At 62.3% G+C, this 20,860-nt stretch carries 14 protein-coding genes; 4 read left to right on the top strand and 10 right to left on the bottom strand.

The window, feature by feature from the left end; genetic code table 11:
• Nucleotides 1-428: 428 nt before the first annotated feature.
• Nucleotides 429-2,051 carry a fumarate hydratase gene (locus tag CHB97_RS19045; RefSeq protein WP_089289585.1) on the bottom strand — a complete coding sequence of 541 codons (1,623 nt, stop codon included), beginning with the start codon at nucleotides 2,049-2,051 and terminating at the stop codon, nucleotides 429-431.
• Between the two features lie 152 nt (nucleotides 2,052-2,203).
• Nucleotides 2,204-2,554: a RidA family protein gene (locus tag CHB97_RS19040; protein ID WP_089289584.1), complete on the bottom strand. Its 351-nt coding sequence runs from the start codon at nucleotides 2,552-2,554 to the stop codon at nucleotides 2,204-2,206.
• Between CHB97_RS19040 and CHB97_RS26080 the strand changes: the two genes are divergently transcribed.
• On the top strand, nucleotides 2,547-2,726 hold the full coding sequence (locus CHB97_RS26080; protein WP_143271030.1) for a hypothetical protein: 180 nt from the start codon (nucleotides 2,547-2,549) through the stop codon (nucleotides 2,724-2,726). The genes CHB97_RS19040 and CHB97_RS26080 overlap by 8 nt on opposite strands.
• Here CHB97_RS26080 and CHB97_RS19035 read toward each other — a convergent pair whose 3' ends face one another.
• From CHB97_RS19035 to CHB97_RS19025, 3 genes are all read right to left on the bottom strand, one after another.
• The gene (locus tag CHB97_RS19035) at nucleotides 2,727-4,265 is read right to left on the bottom strand and encodes a DHA2 family efflux MFS transporter permease subunit (protein ID WP_089289583.1); all 1,539 of its coding nucleotides are present in this window, start codon (nucleotides 4,263-4,265) and stop codon (nucleotides 2,727-2,729) included. It abuts the gene before it with no gap.
• Between the two features lie 211 nt (nucleotides 4,266-4,476).
• Nucleotides 4,477-5,550 (bottom strand): HlyD family secretion protein, encoded by a 1,074-nt coding sequence (locus CHB97_RS19030; protein WP_089289582.1) that lies wholly within the window; start codon nucleotides 5,548-5,550, stop codon nucleotides 4,477-4,479.
• Nucleotides 5,547-6,014, bottom strand: coding sequence for a MarR family winged helix-turn-helix transcriptional regulator (locus CHB97_RS19025; RefSeq protein ID WP_200820020.1), 468 nt, complete (start codon nucleotides 6,012-6,014; stop codon nucleotides 5,547-5,549). The genes CHB97_RS19030 and CHB97_RS19025 overlap by 4 nt, the downstream gene beginning before the upstream one ends.
• 176 nt (nucleotides 6,015-6,190) lie before the next feature.
• On the opposite strand from CHB97_RS19025, the gene CHB97_RS19020 reads away from it, so the two are divergent.
• Both CHB97_RS19020 and secD read left to right on the top strand, forming a co-directional pair.
• Nucleotides 6,191-6,565 (top strand): hypothetical protein, encoded by a 375-nt coding sequence (locus tag CHB97_RS19020; RefSeq protein WP_143271028.1) that lies wholly within the window; start codon nucleotides 6,191-6,193, stop codon nucleotides 6,563-6,565.
• Between the two features lie 104 nt (nucleotides 6,566-6,669).
• Entirely contained in the window at nucleotides 6,670-9,210 is a 2,541-nt protein-coding gene (gene secD / locus CHB97_RS19015) for a protein translocase subunit SecD (protein WP_089289580.1), read from the top strand.
• A gap of 67 nt (nucleotides 9,211-9,277) precedes the next feature.
• Here secD and CHB97_RS19010 read toward each other — a convergent pair whose 3' ends face one another.
• The gene (locus tag CHB97_RS19010; RefSeq protein ID WP_089289579.1) at nucleotides 9,278-10,789 is read right to left on the bottom strand and encodes a tryptophan halogenase family protein; all 1,512 of its coding nucleotides are present in this window, start codon (nucleotides 10,787-10,789) and stop codon (nucleotides 9,278-9,280) included.
• A gap of 282 nt (nucleotides 10,790-11,071) precedes the next feature.
• Complete coding sequence (locus CHB97_RS19005) at nucleotides 11,072-14,035, bottom strand: TonB-dependent receptor (protein WP_089289578.1); 2,964 nt, start codon at nucleotides 14,033-14,035, stop codon at nucleotides 11,072-11,074.
• 447 nt (nucleotides 14,036-14,482) lie between these two features.
• Here CHB97_RS19005 and CHB97_RS19000 point away from each other — a divergent pair, with 447 nt between their 5' ends.
• A complete protein-coding gene (locus tag CHB97_RS19000) occupies nucleotides 14,483-17,038 on the top strand; it encodes an exo 1,3/1,4-beta-D-glucan glucohydrolase (RefSeq protein ID WP_200820019.1) in 2,556 nt (851 codons plus the stop codon).
• 199 nt (nucleotides 17,039-17,237) lie between these two features.
• Here CHB97_RS19000 and clpX read toward each other — a convergent pair whose 3' ends face one another.
• The 3 genes from clpX to tig all read right to left on the bottom strand — a co-directional run bounded on the left by clpX (nucleotide 17,238) and on the right by tig (nucleotide 20,831).
• Nucleotides 17,238-18,503, bottom strand: a complete 1,266-nt coding sequence (clpX, locus tag CHB97_RS18995) for an ATP-dependent Clp protease ATP-binding subunit ClpX (protein WP_089289577.1) — start codon at nucleotides 18,501-18,503, stop codon at nucleotides 17,238-17,240.
• Nucleotides 18,504-18,777: 274 nt separating this feature from the next.
• Nucleotides 18,778-19,401, bottom strand: a complete 624-nt coding sequence (clpP, locus tag CHB97_RS18990; protein WP_089289576.1) for an ATP-dependent Clp endopeptidase proteolytic subunit ClpP — start codon at nucleotides 19,399-19,401, stop codon at nucleotides 18,778-18,780.
• Between the two features lie 80 nt (nucleotides 19,402-19,481).
• Entirely contained in the window at nucleotides 19,482-20,831 is a 1,350-nt protein-coding gene (gene tig, locus CHB97_RS18985; protein WP_089289575.1) for a trigger factor, read from the bottom strand.
• Nucleotides 20,832-20,860 lie beyond the last annotated feature (29 nt).

Genomic DNA, 20,860 nt, shown 5'->3' with positions numbered 1-20,860 from the left:
GAGACTGCAAATCCATCGTCGGCAGCGGCGCCGCCGTCGTTGGTGGAGCGCTTTCTAAACACCTCCAACCAACCCGTCAACCGTTTTTTCACCGTTCCAAACTTTTTTCTCCGCAGCGCCGAAACGCTACAAAAAGCATAGAACCAACCCGGTCAACGGACCATCAAGCAATCAACCCACCAGAACCAAGTCTGGCGAACAGCTCACCCAACAGCACGATAGATCATTTAACTTGTCTGGGCATTCACCCAAGAGCCGCGTCAGAATGGCCTTGCAGCCCATTTCCAACCTCGCACCATCCAAACCATACAGCTCGTTCAGTGCGGGGAACTGTTTATGGGCGCCTACGCGACGATATGCAAGAGCTTTTTCACAAAAATGCAAAAAACCCCGACCGGGGAGGTCGGGGTTTTTTACGAGAGGGCGGTTTACTTCGTCGCTTCGAAGAAATCGTTGCCCTTATCGTCGGTGATGATGAAGGCGGGGAAATCCTCCACCTCGATGCGCCAGATGGCTTCCATGCCCAGCTCGGGGAAGGCGATGCACTCCACCTTTTTGATGCAATCCTGGGCCAGACGGGCGGCCGCGCCGCCGATGGAGCCCAGATAGAAGCCGCCATGTTTCTGGCAGGCATTTTTCACCGCCGGCGAGCGGTTGCCCTTGGCAAGCATAACAAACGAACCGCCCGCCGCCTGGAATTGATCAACGAAGCTGTCCATACGGCCAGCCGTCGTCGGGCCGAAGGAACCCGAGGCGTAACCTTCCGGCGTCTTCGCCGGGCCGGCATAATAGATCGGGTGATTCTTGAAATAATCCGGCAGCGGCTGGCCCGCATCCAGGGCCGCGCGCAGCTTGGCATGGGCGCTGTCGCGCGCCACGATCAGCGGGCCGGTGAGCGAGACGCGGGTACGGATCGGATATTGAGTCAGCGTGGCGCGGATTTCCGCCATCGGCTTGGTCAGATCGATCTTCACCACCTCGTCAGAGAGGGAGGAGGCATCCACTTCCGGCAGGAAGCGGGCGGGATCGGTCTCCAGCTGCTCCAGATAGATGCCATCCTTGGTGATCTTGCCCAAGGCCTGACGATCGGCCGAGCAGGACACGCCAATGCCGATCGGCAGCGAGGCACCATGGCGCGGCAGGCGGATCACCCGCACATCATGGCAGAAATATTTGCCGCCGAACTGTGCACCGATGCCCAGCTTCTGGGAGGCGGCGAACAGGGCCTGTTCCATCTCCAGATCGCGGTAAGCATGGCCGCTTTCCGAACCTTGCGTCGGCAGACCGTCATAATAACGCGCCGAAGCCAGCTTCACCGTCTTCAGGTTCAGTTCCGCCGACAGGCCGCCGATCACCACCGACAGATGATAGGGCGGACAGGCCGAGGTGCCCAGCGAGGCCATCTTCTCTTCAATGAAGGGGATCAGCCGGTCGGGCGCCAGCACGGACGGCGTGGCCTGGAACAGGAAAGTCTTGTTGGCGGAACCGCCGCCCTTGGCCATGAAGAAGAACTTATAGGCATCCTCCCCCTCGGCATAGATCTCGATCTGGCCGGGCAGGTTGGTGCGGGTGTTCTTCTCCTCATACATGGAGAGCGGGGCCACCTGGCTGTAGCGCAGATTGCGCTTCAGATAGGCATCGCGGATACCATCGGCCAGCGCCAGATCGTCGGCACCCTTGGTCCAGACGCGGCGGCCCTTCTTGCCCATGACAATGGCGGTGCCAGTATCCTGGCACATGGGCAGCACGCCACCGGCGGCGATGGAGGCATTCTTCAGCAGGTCGAGCGCCACGAAACGGTCGTTGGCCGAGGCCTCCTTGTCATCCAGGATCTTGGCCAATTGGGCCAGATGGCCGGGACGCAGCAGGTGGTTGATGTCGATGAAGGCCTGCTCGGCCAACAGGCGCATCCCCTCCGGCTCCACCTTGAGGATGCTTTCGCCCTCAAACTCGCTGACCGAGACATAATCGGCGGTCAGCTTGCGATAGGGGGTCTTGTCCTCGCCAAGCGGGAACAGGCTGAAGCTCTGGGGCGAAAGATCATCAGGCATGGTTGCTCACCAATCCGGGGCTTTTGGGGGTGGCGGGCCGGGCCGCCATGATATGGCGCATCACATAGCGCGTCGGCCCCGCCACCGCCAGTGCGGCGAGAGGGGCGGGGCCGAAAGTGGGGGGTGATGACTCACCCCCTCACGCAGCCGGGTCAGCCCTGGGCCGCGACGCAGACGATTTCCACCAGATAGCCGGGGGCGGCCAGACGAGCCTCCACCGTGGCGCGGGCCGGCGGGTTGGACTGGTCCACCCAGGCGTCCCACACCTCGTTCATGGCGGCGAAATTGCCGATGCTGGACAGGTAGATGGTGGTGGAGAGGATGCGCGACTTGGAGCTGCCAGCGGCGGCCAGCAGCGCATCGATCTGCGCCAGCACCTGGGCGGTCTGGCCCTTGATGTCGGCACTGTTGTCGGCGGCGACCTGACCGGCCAGATAGACGGTGCCATTATGGATGGCGGCTTCGCTCATGCGGCGGCCGGGCTGAAGACGGACGATGCTCACGGTCGTGGAATCCTCGGTTATTGCCTATGCCGCCGTCGGGGTGACGACGGGCCTGATTGGCAATAAGATGCCGATGCCCCGCCCGCAAGCGGATGAGCGGGCAAAGCCGGGGATGCCAGACATGCAATCCTTGCCGGTTATTGCTGAAACAACCCCCACCTCAGCAGGATGATTACTCCATCACCGCCGGATGATCATCCCCGGCGGCGGCACGGGGGGCGGGTTTCCGCAACAGCAGCAAGAGCGGGGCGATGCCCAGCGTTACCAGCATCATCATTTTGAAATCGTTGAGATAGGCGATCATCGCTGCCTGCTGGTTGACCATCGCATCCACCATGGCCAGACCCTTGACGGGCGAGGTTGACCCGAGCAGGGCCATATAGGGATCAAGCTGGGTGCGGAACGGGTTGATGAAGGCGCCCAGCTCGGCATGGTTGATCTGGGTATATTGGGACAGCAGGCTGGTGACCGCCGAAACCCCGACGCTGCTGCCCAGGTTGCGCAGCAGGCTGAACAGGCTGGCAGCATCCGTGCGATCCTGCGGGGCCAGGGTGGCAAAGGCCAGGGTGGAGAGGGGCACGAAGATCAGGCCCAGGCCCAGCCCCTGAATGATGCCACTGGTGATGATCGGCCCCATGCCCATGACAATGGTATATTCCGTCATCAGATGCAGCGACCAAGCCGTCAGTCCCAACCCGGCCAGGATCATCAGCCGTGCATCAATACGCTGCACCAGCCGGCCGACCACGATCATGCTGACCATCACCCCCACCCCACGCGGCGCGATGACCAGACCGGTGGTAATCGTAGGATAGCCCATCAGCCGTTGCAGCAGGGGCGGCAACAGCGCCATCGCCGCCAGCACGATCACCCCCACGACGAAGATCAGCACCAGCCCCACCGCCAGATTTCGGTCCCGCAGGATGCGCGGTTCGATAAAGGGCTTTTCCGCCGTCAGGATGTGGATGATGAAGGCCCAGAGGGCGCAAAGCGCCACGGCCGTTTCCAGCCAGATTTCGGTGGAAGCGAACCAGTCCAGCTGTTCGCCACGGTCCAGCATCATCTGCAGGCCGCCCACGGCGAGACTGAGCAGGGCGAAACCGAGGAAATCAAACCCGCGCGGGCGGGTGCTCGAACGGGGCAGCCAAATCAGCATCCCGATGAAGGCAACAATACCGATGGGCAGGTTAATGTAGAAAACCCAGCGCCAGTTCAGCATTTCCGTCAGATAGCCGCCCAGCGTCGGGCCAATGATCGGGCCGACCATGATGCCGGCCCCCCACATGGCCATGGCCTGACCATGACGTTCCTTGGGGTTGATGTTCAGCAGCACCGTCTGTGACAGCGGCACCAGGGGCGCGCCAAACACGCCCTGCAACAGGCGGAAAACCACCATTTCCTCCAGGCTGGTGGCAATGCCGCACAGCATGGAAAACAGGATGAAGCCGCCGACGGAGAGGATGAACAGGGTCTTCAACCCCATCCGGTCCGCCAGCCAGCCGGTCACCGGCGTCATGATGGCAGCCGCGACGATATAGGAGGTCAGCACCCAGGTGATGCTGTCCTGGGCCGCCCCCAGGCTGCCCTGCATGGAAGGCAGCGCCACATTGGCAATGGTGGTGTCCAGCACCTGCATGATGGTGGCGAGCATGATCGACAGGGTGATCAGCCCGCGATGCTTCACCTCAACCGATTGTTTCGAAGCCGACATGATGGCTTCTCCATTTCATTACGGAAAGGCAACAAAGCCTGCCCGCTGAGGGTTTATACTCCGCTGCCTTGATCAGAACCTATCGGTTCTGATCAAGGCCCTCAATCGCCGGCGCCAACATCCGTTGGCTTGGCTTCACGCGGCACAGGCCGCGCGGCGGCGGTCGCCGCCGTACCCGGTTGTGATGCGTGGAACGCATCACAACCGGGTATTACTTTTCAGCTGCGTGCGCGGTGGCAAGGCCGGGCAAGCCACGGCTATAGCCGGTATCGACGGCGACATTGACCGAGAGGCCGGCGCGCAGCGGCACATCCGTCGCCTTGTCCAGCACCAGCCGCACCGGCACGCGCTGCACCACCTTCACCCAGTTGCCGGTCGCGTTCTGCGCCGGGATCAGGGAGAATTCGGAGCCGGTCCCCGCACCGATGCTTTCCACCCGCGCCGTCAGGGTGCGGTCGGGATAGGCATCAAGCCGCACGGTGGCCGTCTGCCCGGGGACCATATGGGTGAGATCGGTTTCCTTGTAGTTAGCCTCAATATAGGTGCGGCCGGTTTCCACCAGACTGAGCGCACCTAGGCCAAGCGGCATGAACTGACCAACATGCAGCCGGTCGGTTTGGCTGACCACCCCATCCGCCGGTGCAGAGATGCTGGTGCGGGACAGGTCCAGCGCGGCACGGTCGCGGGCCGCCAGGGCCAGCATCACTGAGGGATGCTTGTCCGTTTCAATCGCCGGGTCACCGCCCAGCGCCGCCAAGGCGGCGGCCACACCCTGGCGAACTTTGGCCACGCCCTGTTCGGCCGTGCGCAGATCGTTGCGCACCTCATCCAGGCGGGATTGCGCGGCATAGCCGCTGGTGGCCAGTTTCGACTGACGCTCAAACTCCCGCCGGCGGTAATCCAGCGTCTGCTCCGCCTCCTGCAGCGCCGCCTTTTCCTGCGAATAGGCGGCGCGCATCTGTTCCACCTGCAGGCGCGCGGCGGCGATGCTGGCATCGGCCTGGGCCAGGGCAATGCGATAAGGTTCAGGATCGATGCGGAACAGCAGGTCGCCGCGCTTCACATGCGCGTTCTCCGCCACCTTCACCTCGACAATGCGGCCGGAGACCTCCGACGCAACGGAAATCATGTCCTGCTGCACATAGGCATTGTCGGTGTCGATATAGCGTCCGCCGGTGGCCCAGACATAAAGCCCGCCTGCCCCAAGCAGCAGCGGCAGGGAGAGCATCAGGCCCAGGCGGCGGGCCCGCCCCGTGCGGGGAGCCTTGGTGCTGTCATCACTCATTTCTTGCCTTCCTCGGCCGGAGAGTCCGGCGCCGCATTCGAAAGATTGCCACGAACCCGCATCAACAGCGCCAGCAGCATCTCCCGCTCTGCCACGCTGAAACCGCCCAGCGCCTCGTCATAGATCGCGTTGGCGATGAGGCGCATTTCCGCCACGGCATCACGTGCCTTGTCGGTCAGGAACAACAGCCGGGCGCGCCGGTCGGTGGGGTCGGCCCGGCGCTCCACCCAGCCACCTTCGACCATACGGTCAATGGTCCGGGTCAGGGTGATCGGCTCCACTTCCAACAGCTCGGCCAGTTCCGCCTGTTTCTGACCTTCCCGCTGGGAAATCTTGAACATGGCGAACCATTGCGCGCGGGTGGAGCCGGCGGCGCGGGCGTGCTGGTCGAAACGCCGCCACAACAGGCGCGTCGTCTCCCCCAACAGGGAGCCCAGGGAGAGGGGTACGGGATGGTTTGTCATAGCCTCCATATTATAAGCTTGCTTATTATCAGCAAGGTCATTCCGACACCGGCACCCATGCAGCCGATGCAGGGCGCTGCCGTCCGGCATGGCAGCCGGAATCCAGGCATCCTCCCTTGCCATGCGCAGATACAGGGCGTAATCCTGCGCGCTGACTTCATGGCAGGATGGCAGCAGTGCGGGTTCCCCTTTCCCATTGGCGATATTGGCTGGCGGCGGCATTGCTGCTGCTGGCGGGCGCCATGGGTGGGGCCGCGGCAGCGCGCCAACCGGCGGAGAATGCCCGCACTGTCTGCCACCAGGGGGATCGCGCCGGCTGTGCCGCCATCCTGACCGCCCCGGCCCAGCCCACCATCCTGCAGGCGCTGAGCCGGCTGGATGGCAAGGCCGTGGCCCAGGCAGATGGCCATGCCGCCGGTCTGGCCCCACAAGGCTGGGGCCTGCTGACCATCAGCGGAACGGCGCGGCGCGCCCAGATGCCGAAAAGCCAGGCGCATCACCGCCGGCTGGCCGGGGGCAGCCGGCCGCGCGCACCACCGGCTCGCATCTGAACCCAAAGATCACGCCCCCCAAAGCGATCACCGCAGGGGCCGGACCGCAGGTTCGGTCCCCCCTGCTGTATCGCGGCAATTCCCTTTTGTCGGGATAGAAGCCGATGTTGAATTTCTCCAAGCTCCGAATGGCATTGATCCTGGGGATCTGCCTTCTGGGCGTCCTGCTTTCCGTTCCCAGCCTGATCGGGCCGGCGAACATCCCTTCTTGGCTGCCCATGCGGCATTTCAATCTGGGCCTTGACCTGCAGGGCGGTTCCTATCTGCTGCTGGAGGTCGATGCCGAGGCGGTGAAGCGCGAGCGGCTGGAAGGTGCCACCGATGAGGCACGCGGCCTGCTGCGCGCCGGCGATCTGCGGATCGGCGGCGTGGCGGTGGATGGCGATGGCATTCTGGTGCGGCTGGTTGATGCCAATGATGCCGCCCGCGCCGCCGACCTGTTGAAGCCGATGACCATCGGCACCCTGCCGGGCGAACAGGGTGATTTCACCATCACCCAGGAAACCGGCCGCGTCCGCCTCGCCTTCGGCCCGCAGGCCCTGGCCAAGCGGGTCAGCAAGGCGGTGGAACAGTCGCTGGAAATCGTCCGTCGCCGTATTGATGAGACGGGCGTGAATGAGCCCATCGTGGCCCGCCAGGGTGCCGCCCGCGTGCTGGTGCAGTTGCCGGGCGTCACCGACCCCGGCCGCATCAAGCGCCTGCTGGGCCAGACCGCCAAGATGACCTTCCATCTGGTGGGGGACGGGTCGCTGGCGCCGGGTTCCGCCGCCCCGCCAGGCTATGACTGGCTGCCCAACAGCGACCGTGCGGCCGGCGAGGGCCGGATGCTGGTGCGCAAAAAGGTGGAGGTGGATGGTTCCACCTTGACCGACGCCCAGCCCTCCCCCGACCCGAAGACCGGTCAGTGGGTGGTTTCCTTCACCTTTGATCAGGTGGGCGCCCGCCGCTTCGCCGATACCACCCGCAACAATGTGAACAAGCCGTTCGCCATCGTGCTGGATGGCAAGGTGATCTCCGCCCCGGTGATCCGGGAGCCGATCGTCGGCGGCCGTGGCCAGATCAGCGGCAATTTCAACGCCCAGTCGGCCACCGAACTGGCGGTGCTGCTGCGCGCCGGTGCCCTGCCCGCCCCGCTGACCGTGGTGGAAGAACGCTCCATCGGGCCTGAGCTGGGCGCGGACAGCATCAAGGCCGGCCTGATCTCCTGCATCGTCGGTGTGGTGCTGGTGGTCGCTTATATGTGGCTGACCTATGGCATGTTCGGCATTTTTGCCAATATCGCCTTGATCTTTAACCTGTTCCTGACGCTGGCCTGCCTGGCCATGCTGCAGGCGACACTGACCTTGCCCGGCATTGCCGGTATCGTGCTGACGCTTGGCATGTCGGTGGATGCTAATATCCTGATCAATGAGCGTATCAAGGAAGAACTGCGCAAAGGCAAGACGCCGCTGTCGGCGCTGGAGGCTGGCTATACCAAGGCCTTTGCCACCATCACCGACAGTAACCTCACCACGCTGATCAAGATGGTGCTGCTCTATATCGTGGGCACCGGTGCGGTGAAGGGGTTCGCCGTTACCACCTCGCTGGGCATCATCACCTCCATGTTCACCGCCACCCTGGTGGCGCGCCTGCTGACGGCCATCTGGTACAAGCGCAGCCGGCCCAAGAGCATCCCGGTTTTTGGCCCCATCAAGCTGAAGACGGTCGGGCTGAACATCTCCTTCATGAAGGGCCGCCATCTCGGTCTGGCGACGTCGGTGGTGCTGTCCACCCTATCCGTCTTCATGTTCTTCAAGCCCGGCCTGAATTACGGCATCGATTTTGCCGGCGGTATCGTGATGGAAATCCGCACCGAACAGCCGGCCGACTTCGCCAAGCTGCGGGAGGTGATGGAGGGGGTAAATGTTGGGCCGGTGGCGCTGCAATCCTTCGGCACCGACCGTGATGTCATCCTGCGGCTGGAGCGCCAGGAAGGGGCTGAGGCCAACCAGCAGGCCGCCATCAAGGCGGTGACGGACGCGCTGAATCAGCATGTGCCGGGCACCGAAGTGCGCCGCGTCGAAGCCGTGGGCGCCTCTGTCTCCGGTGAGCTGTTCCATGACGGGATGCTGGCCCTGGGGCTGGCCGCCCTGGCCATGCTGTTCTACATCACCATCCGCTTCGAATGGCAGTTCGGCATCGGTGCCGTGGTGACCATGATGCTGGACGTGACCAAGACCATCGGCTTCTATGCCTTGACGGGGATGCAGTTCAACCTGACGGCCATTGCCGCCATGCTGGCCATCATGGGCTTCTCCATCAATGACAAGGTCGTGGTCTATGACCGCGTGCGTGAGAACCTGCGGCTGTATCGCAAGATGCCGCTGCGGGAGCTGATCGACCGGTCCATCAATGAAACGATGAGCCGCACGATCAACACCAACATCGCCCTGTTCCTGTCGATTCTGCCGCTGGCCCTGTTCGGCGGGGAGGCACTGCGGGAATTTGCCTGGGCGCTGCTGTTCGGCGTGCTGCTGGCAACCTCCTCTTCCATCTTCATCGCCGCCCCGATCCTGCTCTATCTGGGCGAGCATCGGCTGCGCCGGACGATGACGGAGGGCGATGGGCCCGCCGTGGAGACGCCGGCCGAACCCGGCAAAGCGTAAAATCGCGGCCCTTGATCACCCCCGGCATCACCCAGATGCCGGGGGTTTTCTTTTATTGTTTAGCGGCTCAGGCCGCGCGCGCACCGGCCAGATAGGCTTCATGTGTTGGCATGGCTTCCGCCGCCTGACGGATGCGGCGGCGCATGGTGCCCATCCGTTCCCGGATGGCATCCAGCGCGTGCACATCGACCAGGGGATCATAGGTCTCCGGCATGATCCCCTGGCCCAGCAGCACGGAAAGCCAGCTCGTATCACTGAACAGCGCCCGTCCCCGGGTGGAAACTCGCCCCCGCTGCCGGAACAGGTCAATACGCTGTCGCAGACTGTCGGGGATCGCCATGGTCCGGCAATCGTTCCAGAGCGGGGAGCCGGTACGCTCCGTGACATGATAGTGCAGAATCAGAAAATCGCGCACCGCCTCATATTCAGCCTGGGTCAGCGCATTATATTCGGCCACCTCCGCCGGTTCGATCCGCTTGCCGGGGAAAAGATCGAGCAACCGGGTGATGCCGGTCTGGATCAGGTGGATGGAGGTGGATTCCAGCGGCTCCAGAAAGCCCGACGATAATCCCAGTGACACGCAATTCTTCACCCAGGCTTGCCGCCGCCGGCCGGTGGTGAAGCGCAGCAGCTTCGGTTCGGCCAGGGCGGCACTGTCCAGGCTGGACAGCAAGGTTTGGCAGGCCGCCTCTTCCCCCAGATGATTGCTGCTGAAGACATAACCATTGCCCACACGATGGCGCAGCGGGATGCGCCATTGCCAGCCGGCGTCGCGCGCGGTGGAACGGGTGTAAGGGACGATGCGGCCGTCACTGGCCGATGGCACGGCCCAGGCTCGGTCACAGGGCAACCAGTGGGTCCATTCCTCATAGCCCGCCTTCAGCGCCTTTTCGATCAGCAGCCCGGCAAAACCGGTGCAATCGATGAAGAAATCGGCCTTCAGCCGCTCCCCCCCCTCCGCGACGACAGCTTCAATGAAACCATCCTCCCCCCGCAACACCACATCAACAATGTTCCGATCCAGCCGCACCACGCCCAGACGTTCGGCATAAAGCCTCAGATATTGGGCATAGAGAGCAGCATCAAAATGATAGGCAGAACCGATACTGGGGAGGATGTCACGGTCGCGCTGGGAGTTCGCTGACGCCGGTGCCGTGTAGCGGCCCAGCGCCGCCATCACGCTGCAGAGGGAATAATCCGCCAGTTCGCCGCCCTCGCCCAATTGACGCAGGCGTAGCCAATATTGATGGGTATAGCTCGCGTCCAAACTGCTGCCATACACACCGAAGGGATGGAAATAGCTGTGGCCCTCCCGCCGCCAGTTCCGGAACTCAATCCCCAGCTTATATGTTCCTTGTGTGAAGGCCAGGAAGTCACCCTCATTAAACCCCAGCAGACGGTTGAAATGGCGAATGGCAGGAATCGTCGCTTCACCGACGCCGACAGTGCCGATGCTGCCGCTTTCTATCAAGGTAATCCGCGCCTGCCGGTTCAAGGTACGGGCCAAGGCCGCTGCCGCCATCCAGCCGGCCGTGCCGCCGCCAACGATCAGAATCTCCCCCGGCAGACTTTCCCCCATGATCCCTCTCCCCCATTCTGCCACAGGCGCGGCCGGTCAATCGAAGATGAGAACCGCCTCTACCACAACCTACGGCAAATATCACAAAGATGAACAGCAGGGGGAGCAGGGTGTTTAAGCTGTTGGTCCCCCGGAATGTGGGTCGTTGCCGCTCCGCCTCGAGGGGAGCCCTTTGCTCCCTGCATCGCCGTCAAACATGGTGGGTGGTATGGGACGCATTCGGGCACGCCAAACCAAAAAAGGCGCCGGGTTTCCCCGGCGCCCATACTTGGCGTTTGTCGTTCAGAGCTTGAACCGTACCCCCGCCATCACGCGGCGGGAACCCGATCCATAGGAGAAGGGCAGGTTCTTATATTGCAGGTACTGGCTCTGATCCTCCTTGGTCAGGTTGATGCCTTCCAGCGTCACCCCGATCTGCTCGGTGACCTGATAGCCGAGCTGGGCATCCAGCTGACCATAGGAGCGGTTCCAGATGCCCAGCGTGCGGTTGACCGCACCATCGCCGAAGCCGAAATTGCCAGCAAAGGATTTGGTCCGCCAGGTATAGGAAAGCCGCGCTTCCAGCCCCTCATATTCGTAATAGACCTGACCGTTGAAGGCATGCTTGGCCACGCCGGGGATCGGCAACCCCTTGTCAAAATCATTGAAGATCGGCGATTTGCTGTCCGAATAGGTATAGTTGACATTGAAGCCAACGCCCCAATCGAAGGCATATTGAGCACCCAGCTCAAAGCCCCGAACCCGTCCGCCCTCACCATTGATCGGGCGGGTGATGGGCGTGTTGCGCCCACCGGCCTGATCCATAACGAATTCCGGCTTGGTTTCGTTGGCAATAAAGCTGTCCACTTCCTTCCAGAAGCCGACCAGCGACACCAGACCCTGGCGACCGAAATAATATTCATAGCCCAGGTCGAACTGCGAGGCCCGGAACGGATCGAGATCGGGGTTGCCGGAAGAACCGTTGGTGGCCTCGAACAGGTTGGTGGTCGGGTTACGGGTGAAGTCCACGCGGAAACCGCGACCCAGATCAAACAGGTTCTGACGGGCCACGACACGTCCCGCCGCGAAGCGCACCTTCTGCCCCTCATCCAGATCGAACACCATGTTCAGGCTGGGCAGAATATCGGTGTATGAACGTTCGTTGGCGATGGTTTCGCTGTCGCGCAGCACGCCGTTCCAACTATCCGTGCCCAGATAGACCGGATCGGGATCGGTGGCGCGATTCTGATAGACGGTCAGGTTGGTATGGATCAGCCGGGCGCCGACATTGATGTGATAACCGTCACCGGCATCGCCGATATCCGCCATCAGATAGCCGGAATGGGTCTCTTCCTTCACCCGGAAGCTTTCCAGCGGCTCCGCATAGAAGGCAAACGGGGTGGAGGGATAAAGCGCCTGAATCCAGGCCTGGCCATCCTTCATCTGGCTGCGATCCTGCACCAGGATCTTGCCCCCCACCACATTGCCCGATGAGAAGAAGTTATTAATCGTCTCCACCCGGCCACTGGCGCCGGTGAAGGTCTGGAACGGGGTGATCAGCGGCGGCGAATTGCCGAAGCGATTATCGCACTTGGCCGGAATTCCTGGCGTCCCCTTGGGCAATTCGCAGGCCTTGAAGCCGATGGCGCCATCCTGGAAATATCCATAGGGCGTCCATTTCTGCCCGAACTTGGTGCCATCCAGCTCGCCCTTGCCGGAATAATCCGCCAGGTAGCGACCACGGACATAATCGACATCACGTGAGGCAAAGCGGTAGCCGGTGGACAGGTGAACATTACCGGCAGCAATGAATTCCGGGTCATATTCGCCATCGGCCCGCAGCGAGTAATTTTCCAGATCGGCACGATCACCAAACACCCAGTGCGATTTGAAATAGCCATAGGCCGGGTTTGTATAAAGGTCCGGCGTGCTGGCCAGCGCAAAGCTGGGCAGCTTTCCGTCACCATTATTATAGGTGAACAGGTAATTGGCCGGCGCCGCTGGGTTGGCCGCCTGATGGCTGTAACCGGTGGGGCTGGTCGGGTCGGCGGTCGGCACGCTGTACTTGGTATAGCGCACATCATTATTGGCGCTGTCGCTGTGCAGCTCCGCCGTGGCATAGGCCCCGCGCAGGGAGCCACGGAAGTTCCCGCCGCCATCATATTTCAGCTTCAGGCCGAAATTATCGGCATCGACACTGGAATTCTGCACATAGGAAATGGCTTCCGCGGAATTGGCAATCAGGGTGCCGTTGATCAGCACGCCATTGCTGTCAATCGTATAGGGCTTGGTCGTATCCAGGCCGGGGCTTTCCACCGTGAAGGGGAATTTCAGCGACGCCTCGGAGGTCAGAATATCGGATTCCGAATGGAACCAGTCGCCCGACAGTTCCAGGCTGTCATTGAGCACGATGGCACCGCTCAGCGATCCGCCGATACGCTCCCGTGTCTGGTCACGATCCGTGGCGTAGCGATATTCCGGGGCGTAGTAGTTGGTCTTGACAGTGGCCTTGTCACCGCGTTCGGCAAAGCGCCAGTTGCCGCGGTTCTGCCCGCCCAGCACGTCGGACTGGGTATTCTGCTTGTCGTAGGAGAAGGTGCCGATCAGGGCTGCCTTGTCGCCCCAATTGTAGCCGACGGCCACCGCCCCCAGCGGCTTCCATCCCCCGTCGGCACCACCGGATTTGGCCATGCGGACGTTGCCGGCCGCCGTGATGCCCTCATCCAGCGCCAGCGGATTACGGGTCTTCAGGTTGATGATGCCGCCCAGGCCACCTTCCAACAGCTTGGCATTGGGGGATTTATAGACATCCACCCCGCCCAGCAGTTCCGACGGCACGCCTTCCAGGCTGTCGGTATTGCGGTTCTGGCCTTCGCCCAGGGTGAAAACCTCCAGGCCGGTCAGGAAAATTTCGTCATTCAGCAGGGTGACATTCTGGTCCAGACCGCGGATGCGAACCTTGGTCCCCTGGCCATTGTCGCGATCGATCTGCACACCCGAAAGGCGCTGCAGGCTTTCCGCGATATTCTGGTCAGGGAACTTGCCCATATCCTCTGCGGTGATGGATTCGATGATTTCGTTGGCGTTCCGCTTGGTCTGCAGCGCGCTGGCCAGCGACGCCCGGAAACCGGTAACAATGATCTCGTCCATCTGCTGCGCGCCGTCGGCCGCCGCCGGGGCGGCCTGGCCCATGGCGGCCGGGCTGGCCAGCAGCGCGACCGCGGCGACGGAATGCAGGTAGAGCCCGAGCCTGTTTTTGAAAGGCATCTCTCCCTCCCAGGGATTTATTGCTGTTGGTGTTTGGTCGCAGCTCACCCAAGCCGCGCAGCCCTATTGAGGCGACAGGGAGCGGCTTCCGTCAACGGAAAATGACAGCGCTGTCTATTTTTGCGGTTTCAATTTTCCTAATTCCTACAACATCATGTGTTGGCCCACCCATCAGATCATTTATTATCAATAAGTTAATATACACCCCCCAGCAATTGGCAATAAATTGGACCGATGCAACTTTGCTGCACCCTTTCGCGTTGCAACATTCTTTTGCGCCGCAAAAGCGGGAAAAGTCCGATGATTTTGCCCCGGAATCAGCATTGACAGGGTGGTTTTGTCGCAGGCATAACCTGACAACGCTGTCACGAATAAGGGCGAAGACAATGACCGCGCGCGCCACCCGCGCCGATGCGGCCTTGATCCGTCGCCAGGGGAGGATTACCGGTGAAGAACACCTATGCGAGATGCGCGGCCGCCTTTGGCATGGTCAGCGCCCTGGCCCTGACCGGCATGGTGTCGGGTTTCCCGGCCATGGCCCAGGAAACGGCGCCGACAGCTGCCCAGCTGCATCCGGAAAAATGGCCGGCGCCGACGCATCAGCGGCTGATCAACCCGACGATTGAGGCGCGGGTGGAGGCACTGCTGAAGCAGCTGTCCCTGGAAGAAAAGGTGGGCCAGGTCATCCAGGGCGATATTGGCAGCATCACACCGGAAGATTTGCGCAAATATCCCCTGGGCTCTGTCCTGGCGGGAGGCAATTCCGGCCCCGGCGGGGATGATCGCGCCCCGCCCCAGGCCTGGCTTGATCTGGCGGATCAGTTCTATCGCATCTCGCTGGAGAAGCGGCCGGGCCACACGCCCATTCCCGTCCTGTTCGGGGTGGATGCCGTGCATGGCCATGGCAATATCGGGGCGGCCACCATTTTCCCGCATAATATCGGGCTGGGGGCAGCCCATGATCCCGACCTGTTGCGCCGGATCGGCACGGTGACGGCGGCGGAAATGGCGGCCACCGGCATTGATTGGACCTTCGCCCCGGCCCTGTCGGTGGTGCGGGACGACCGCTGGGGCCGCTCCTATGAAGGGTTCTCGGAAGATCCGGAGATCGTCGCCGCCTATTCCAGCGCCATCGTCGAAGGGGTGCAGGGCAAGGCCGGCAGCACGGATTTCATGGCCCCCGGCCGCATCGTTGCCAGCGCCAAGCATTTCCTGGCCGATGGCGGCACGGATAAGGGCCGCGACCAGGGCAATGCCCTGGCCAGTGAAGAGGAGCTGATCCGCATCCATAATGCCGGCTATCCGCCGGCCATTGATGCCGGCGTGCTGACGGTGATGGCCAGTTTCAGCAGCTGGCAGGGCATCAAGCATCATGGCAACAAGGAATTGCTGACCGATGTGCTGAAAGGCCGGATGGGCTTCAACGGTTTTATCGTCGGCGACTGGAACGCGCATGATCAGGTGCCCGGCTGCACCAAGGTGAATTGCCCCACCGCCATCAATGCCGGCCTGGACATGTTTATGGCCGCCGATGGCTGGAAGCAGCTTTATGAAAATACGCTGGCCCAGGCGAAGGACGGCACCATCCCCATGGCCCGGCTGGATGATGCGGTGCGCCGCATCCTGCGGGTGAAGCTGCTGTCGGGCTTGTTTGAGAAGCCGGCGCCGAAGGATCGGCCGGGCCTGCCGGCGCTCAGCACGCTGGGCAGCCCGGAACATCGCGCCGTCGGGCGGGAGGCGGTCCGTAAGTCGCTGGTGCTGTTGAAGAATGATGCCGGCGTGCTGCCGCTGTCGCCCAAGGCGCGGGTGCTGGTGGCCGGTGACGGGGCCGATAATATCGGCAAGCAATCCGGCGGCTGGACCATCTCCTGGCAGGGGACGGGCAATCGCAATGACGAGTTCCCCGGCGCCACCTCCATCCTGGCCGGTATCAAGGCGGCCGTGTCGGCCGCCGGCGGCACGGTCGATTATGACAAGGCCGGCCATTTCAACGCCAAGCCGGATGTTGCCATCGTCGTCTTTGGCGAGGAACCCTATGCGGAGTTCCAGGGCGATGTGGAAACCCTGGAATATCAGCCGGACGAGAAGACGGATCTGGCCCTGCTGAAGAAACTGCGCGCCCAGGGTATTCCCGTGGTGGCGGTCTTCCTCTCCGGTCGGCCGCTGTGGGTCAATCCGGAACTGAACGCGTCAGACGCGTTCGTTGCCGCCTGGCTGCCGGGAACGGAGGGCGGGGGTATCGCCGATGTGCTGTTCAAAGGGGCGGATGGCAAGATTCGTCATGATTTCAACGGCAAACTCTCCTTCTCCTGGCCGCGCACGGCGGTACAGACGCCGCTGAACCGGGGGGACAAGGATTACAACCCGCTCTTCGCCTATGGCTATGGCCTGACCTATCAGGACAAGAGCAAGGTTGGCACCCTGCCGGAAGAATCGGGCGTGCCGGCCGGGGCGCGGCAGAATGCTGGCATCTATTTCCGCGCCGGCCGGGCCGCCGCCCCCTGGTCGCTGGGCCTGCGCGATGCGCAGGGCGAACTGCGCGTCACCACCACCACAGCGGCGAGCCCCGGTTCCGTGCTGTCACTGCGCTCCGTCGATGTGGCGGCCCAGGAAGATGCCAAACAGCTCATCTGGTCGGGTAAGGCCGCCGGCAGTCTGGCTATTTCCGGTCGTGCCGTCGATCTCTCCCGCCAGTCAAACGGCGATGTCACCCTGTCTGTCCGCTACCGGGTGGATCAGGCCCCCGGCGGCAAGGTGCAGATGGCGGTGGGCTGTGGCACTGACTGTGCCGGGACGCTGGACGTGACCGACCTGTTGCGCAAGGCGCCGGTCGGCAGCTTCTCCACCCTGAAGATTCCCCTGAAATGCTTCGCCGGGGCTGGCGCCAAGATGGACCGGGTGGAAGCACCGCTGATCCTGACCAGCTCGTCGACGCTTGGCCTTACCTTCACCGATGTGAAGCTGGAGGCCGACCCGACCAACGCCGTCTGCCCGGCAGGCTGAGCCCGCTGCCGGGAAGACCTGCCGGCCCCGCCTTCCTGTTCTCGGGCGCACCGGCAGTTCAACACCCCAAACTGATAAGGCCATCACCGGGCGCCCGGTGATGGCCTCTTCTTTTGATCGGTCTGAACTGCAGCAAAGAAAAACCCCACCGGCCGGCGCCGGTGGGGTTTTCAACGATAGCCAGGAAACAGCGATGGTTTTACGCCCCCGGGGCCGCCTCGCTGCGACGGTCGGAATAGATGTAGAGCGGCTTAGCGCGGCCCTCCACCACCTCCTTATTGATGACGATCTCTTCCACGCCCTGCAGGCCGGGCAGATCATACATCGGGTCCAGCAGGATGGTTTCCATGATGGAGCGCAGACCACGGGCACCGGTCTTGCGCTCAATCGCCTTGCGGGAAATGGAGCGCAGCGCATCCTCATGCACCGTCAGCTTCACATCCTCCATCTCGAAAAGACGCTGATACTGCTTCACCAGCGCGTTCTTCGGCTTGGAAAGGATTTCGATCAGGGCCGACTCGTCCAGGTCATGCAGGGTGGCCAGCACGGGCAGACGGCCGACAAATTCGGGGATCAGACCGAATTTCAGCAGATCTTCCGGCTCGACCTCGCGCAGGATGTCGCCGGTACGGCGTTCATCCGGGCCGCGCACATCGGCACCAAAACCGATGGACGTGCCTTTGCCGCGGGCGGCAATGATCTTTTCCAGGCCGGCAAAGGCGCCACCGCAGATGAACAGGATGTTGGTCGTGTCCACCTGCAGGAATTCCTGCTGCGGATGCTTGCGCCCGCCCTGCGGCGGCACGGAGGCAACGGTGCCTTCCATGATCTTCAGCAGCGCCTGCTGCACGCCTTCGCCCGACACGTCGCGGGTGATCGACGGGTTATCGGACTTGCGGCTGATCTTATCGACCTCGTCGATATAGACGATGCCGCGCTGCGCCCGCTCGACATTATAATCAGCGGACTGGAGCAGCTTCAGGATGATGTTCTCGACATCCTCACCCACATAACCGGCTTCGGTCAGTGTGGTGGCATCGGCCATGGTGAAGGGCACGTCGATGATGCGGGCCAGGGTCTGTGCCAGCAGCGTCTTGCCCGAACCGGTCGGCCCGACCAGCAGGATGTTGGACTTGGCCAGTTCCACGTCATTGTGCTTCGCACCGTGGGCCAGCCGCTTGTAATGGTTATGCACCGCCACGGACAGCACGCGCTTGGCATGTTCCTGTCCGATGACATAGTCATCCAGCACCGTGCTGATATCGCGCGGGGACGGAACCCCGTCGCGGGACTTCACCAGCGTGGTCTTATTCTCCTCGCGGATGATATCCATGCACAGCTCGACGCATTCATCGCAGATGAACACGGTGGGGCCGGCAATGAGCTTGCGCACCTCGTGCTGGCTCTTTCCGCAGAAAGAACAGTAGAGGGTATTCTTGCTGTCGCCGCCGGTCGACTTGGTCATATGGGCTCCGTACATCACCGGATAGCGCGTGGTCCCTGGCCCGGCATGGCCCTGGCCCCCGCACCCGGATACCCGTTGGGGCATCCACTTCAAACCGGGCGGTTACAACAGTGTTGGTGACCGTCCCTGGGGACCGATACCAACACCTTGCGCGCGCCCTTGAACCGACTGACGGAACCGGGCGCACCGCCCTGCCCGCCTATTCAACAACACGTAAAGCGACAGGATCAATATATACTTGTTCGCTGCCGCCCCCGTTCAGGTGATCAGATGATCACGCCCCCCGGCCAAAGCTGGTGGGACGATCGGAAATTACCTGATCAATCAAGCCGAAAGCCTTGGCTTCGTCCGGGCTCATGAAATTGTCACGTTCCACGGCCTTTTCAATCACATCCAGCGCTTGGCCGGTATGATCCTGGAAAATCTCGTTCAGACGCTGGCGCATCCGCAGGATTTCCTGGGCCTGGATCTCGATATCGGCCGCCTGACCCTGGGCCCCGCCCGAAGGCTGGTGGATCATGATTCGGCTGTTGGGCAGGGCAAAACGCTTGCCCTTGGCGCCACCCGCCAGCAGCAAGGCGCCCATGCTGGCCGCCTGACCCATGCAGATGGTCTGCACCGGGCAGCGGATATACTGCATGGTGTCATAGATGGCGAGGCCAGCCGTGACATAGCCACCGGGGGAATTGATATAGAAGGAGATTTCCTTGTCAGGATTCTCCGCCTCAAGGAACAGCAGCTGGGCGCAGATCAGGCTGGAGACCGCGTCATTGACGCCGCCAACCAGGAAAATGATCCGCTCCTTCAGGAGGCGGGAATAGATGTCGTAGGCGCGTTCACCCCGATTGGTCTGCTCGACCACCATCGGAACCAGCGCGTTCATCTGCGGATCGATCATGATTCCTGCCTTGTTCCTCGCCATGTACCGTGGGAGCCCTATATAGACCCCCACGGTTTAATTCAAAGGGGGAATGCCGATCAGGCGGCAGCCGCACCCTCTTCCTCATCGTCCGGATCGCGCATCAGCTCGTCAACCGACACGGTCACTTCGTTCACCTTAACGCTTCCGAGGATGAAGTCGACAACCTTGTCTTCATAAATCGGCGCGCGCAGGCTTTCGACAGCCTGGGGGTTCTTACGGAAGAACTCAAACACCTGCTGTTCCTGGCCCGGATAGCGACGAACCTCGTCGATCATGGCCTTGTTCAGCTCTTCACGGCTGACGGTCACATTGTTGCGGCGGCCGATTTCCGACAGCAGCAGGCCCAGACGGACGCGACGCACCGCGATGTCACGGTATTCGGCCTTCAGGGCCTCTTCGTCCTTATCCTTGTCCTCAGCCTCGGCTTCGCCATTGGCCAGCTCGTCCTGCAGGCGCTTCCAGATCTGCTCGAACTCGATCTCGACCATGCCGGCCGGAACCTCGAAGCTGTGCAGCTCGGCCAGCTTGTCCAGCAGGGTGCGCTTGGCGCGCAGGCGGGACGTGGCGGCATATTCCTCGCCGATGCGCTCGGAAATGGCCGTCCGCAGGCCTTCCAGATCGTCAAAGCCGAAGGTCTTGGCCAGATCGTCATTCAGCTCCGCATCCTTGGCGGCGCGAATCTCATGCACCTTCACCTCGAACACGGCGTCCTTACCGGCCAGTTCGGCGGCATGGTATTCGGTCGGGAAGGTCACCTTCACGGTGACATCGCTGCCGGCCTTGGCGCCAACCAGCTGATCCTCGAAGCCGGGGATGAAGGAGTTGGAGCCCAGCTCCAGCTCATGGCCTTCGCCCTTCATGCCGGGGCGCTTCTCGCCATCGACGGAACCGTCGAAATCGATCAGCAGGATGTCGCCGGTGACGGCGGCGCGGTCATCTTCCACCTTCTCGGTGGTGCGGCGGGCCTTGGCCAGACGCTCCAGGCTCTCGGTCACGGCTTCGTCGGCCACAGCGGCGACGGGCTTCTCGATCTCAACGCCGGACAGGTCGGCCGGCTCGAATTCCGGCAGCAGCTCAACGGAGACGTCCAGGGTGAAATCCTTGCCCTCGGCGAAGGGCTCCACGGCCTTCACGCTCGGCTGCAGGGCCGGGCGCAGGCTGTTGTCGGCGACCAGCTTGTCCACCGATTCCTGCACGACCGCTTCCAGCACCTCGCCCATGACCGACATGCCATAGCGCTGCTTCAGGATCGGCATCGGCACCTTGCCGGGGCGGAAGCCGGGCATCTTGACGGTCTTGCCGACTTGGATCAGCTGGGTCTGCACCCGCGATTCGATGTCCTGGGTCGTGATGACGACCTTATAGTCGCGGCGGAGGCCTTCAGCGCTGGTCTCGGTGATCTGCATGGGACGAAATGCCTGTCTTTGCTGGTCGC

The sequence above is a fragment of the Azospirillum sp. RU38E genome, assembly GCF_900188385.1.
In the GTDB taxonomy this organism is placed as follows: domain Bacteria; phylum Pseudomonadota; class Alphaproteobacteria; order Azospirillales; family Azospirillaceae; genus Niveispirillum.
Note: the sequence above shows the minus strand (reverse complement) of the source record. Positions and strands in the feature narration are given on the sequence as shown.